Here is a 2,098-nt window from a genome sequence, read left to right on the forward strand (position 1 = left end):
GGGCTCACAGTCAGTTTGGTGTCGCTCACGCTTTCGGATGTTTCGGGCAGCATCTGCTCAGCTGTGCTCGCTGCCCACGCCTCGAGGTCGTTGACGAGCAACTCGGCAATTTCGTGGGCGACTGCATGGTCTGCAAGCTTGATCTCGGGCCTCGCTCTATCGAGCATGTGCTCGACATCCTGGGCGCTCACCTGCTCCTTGGTCAGCAATTGACGGATGTCGCGCTGAAGTTCGTGATGAAACCCCTCGTAAGTTCCAAAAACCGCGCGCTCAGCAAACCAACGCCGTGCTTGATGGGATTGCGCCAGAAAGCTCCGCTGCAGGCCGCTATAAATTTCCAACGCGTTCCGCGTCGCCGCGAGGATCTGGCTGGCACGACTGAATTGGTAATTGTTGCCCTCGATCGCCGGGGTATACGACTTCGGCGGCTTGAGCGAGCGAACTCCGCGAGCTTGTTCCTTCTCATCGAACTGGCGAACATGCTCATACAGCTGCGGCCGATCGCCGATGATAACGACGGTATCCCCGTCGAAGTCGCCGTCGAGCTTTTTCTGCTCGCCGGTCGGGACTGCAACCAACGACCCCGGAGCGAACACTTCGGTCGCCTGCAGGATACCCACACAGTCGACCGGCGTGTCTACGTTTGCACGGTCTTTGCGCTCGGTCCAGCTCGAATGGCACTTGACGTCTTCGGCCGACATCACCAGCCCGCGGTCCGCGTAGTTGGCCGGCCACATCCCATCCGGCACCACGATCAGAATGCCTTTGGCAAAGAAGCTCGGGTCGTGGGCCGCCAGCTCCTCCTGCGACTTCTGGGCGACACTGAAACTGTATTGCATGGCCACGCATCTATCGAGGAATGCCGCAGTCGGATCCCCGTCAGCTGCCGACCTGACTCGCTCGGCGGCGAGTGGGCGCAGGTTAGGCTTGTCATAGGGAGATCGCCCGATCAGCACGCCCCCCGTTCCCGTTAACGTCTCACTCTTGCACTTCGGCACATGGAGGTAATCATCACTGGACGGGACGGCAACGCCACCGGGAGCATCGATGTGGCCTGCCGTCACCATGCGAAACAGCTGCTCGCCTATCAGGCTTTCCCCTCCTCTGCTGTCCAGCCAGCTCTTGGCCTTTTCGCGAGCCTCGTCGGCCACCTGCTCACTGCGCGGATAATGTTGCAACGCCGAGGCAGGAACGGACGATCTCCTTCCCTCACCATAGGCCGGCATTCGATCGGGGCCTTCCTGGGGGCCGGCCCGGCGAATAGCGAGCATACGTTCGGCGAGCGAGGCCTTGATAAAGCCACAGCCATCATGCGGTCGCAAAGCAATCGGGCCTTCCGGTCCAGTCAATTTGAACGGATGCTCCTCGTTGGTAGGGCGGTCTGGCGTCAGCAACAGCTTGAAGGCGCCCTCCAGCGCGTAATCGTGAGGGCCCAGATCCTTGATTGCGGGTGGCGCCGCAAACCCCCTGCGCTGAGTGTACCAATAGGCTTCCTTGAACGGGGCCCAGGCCCGCAACAGCTTCTCGAATGACGTCCCCGGCGCGGTTTCGGCATAGGGAATGGCGAGCAGCTTTCCCCCCGAAGACGGTGCTGCCGGTCCGCCTGGAGCATGGGCGGCGATTTCCAACACGGTCGGTCTTGGTGCTTTCAACTTGCTGCCGCCGAACAGGTCCATGCGGTACGGCACCCCCTTGTAGGTGAGCGTGCGCGCCAGCATGAGGGCGCTCGGCTTTGCCGGCAGCTGTACCGCGGCCACCTCTATCGCCCCCGAGGTCAGCCGATGAAAAACCGAGTATCGTGTCTCGGGCTCTGTGGCCAGTGGCCGTCCTTGCATGTCCACCACCGGCAACCGCATCAGACCCGCTTCGCCCTGTGGGGGCCTCGGCTCGTGATCCATGGCTCGCAATACCTCGTGGACATCGAATGTGGACGCAGGATATTTGTCCCGGATCGTTGCCGCGTTTTGCTCGACGAATGTGTCGAGCGCATCGACCGGGCTCTCCGCCTCGATCTGTGCGATCAGGTTCCAGCTCATGTTGGAAAGATCGCCCTGGATGAGGTCGCGCGTGCCGGCCAGGATCTCTTTGGTACCGTGCC

At 61.6% G+C, this 2,098-nt stretch carries 1 pseudogene; it reads right to left on the minus strand.

Annotation, left to right across the window (positions count from 1 at the left end):
• A pseudogene (locus tag GGD61_RS40080) lies at positions 1-2,098 on the minus strand (hypothetical protein); the annotation flags it as partial.

Origin of the sequence: Bradyrhizobium sp. SBR1B (genome assembly GCF_014198205.1) — a bacterium.
Classification (GTDB): domain Bacteria; phylum Pseudomonadota; class Alphaproteobacteria; order Rhizobiales; family Xanthobacteraceae; genus Bradyrhizobium.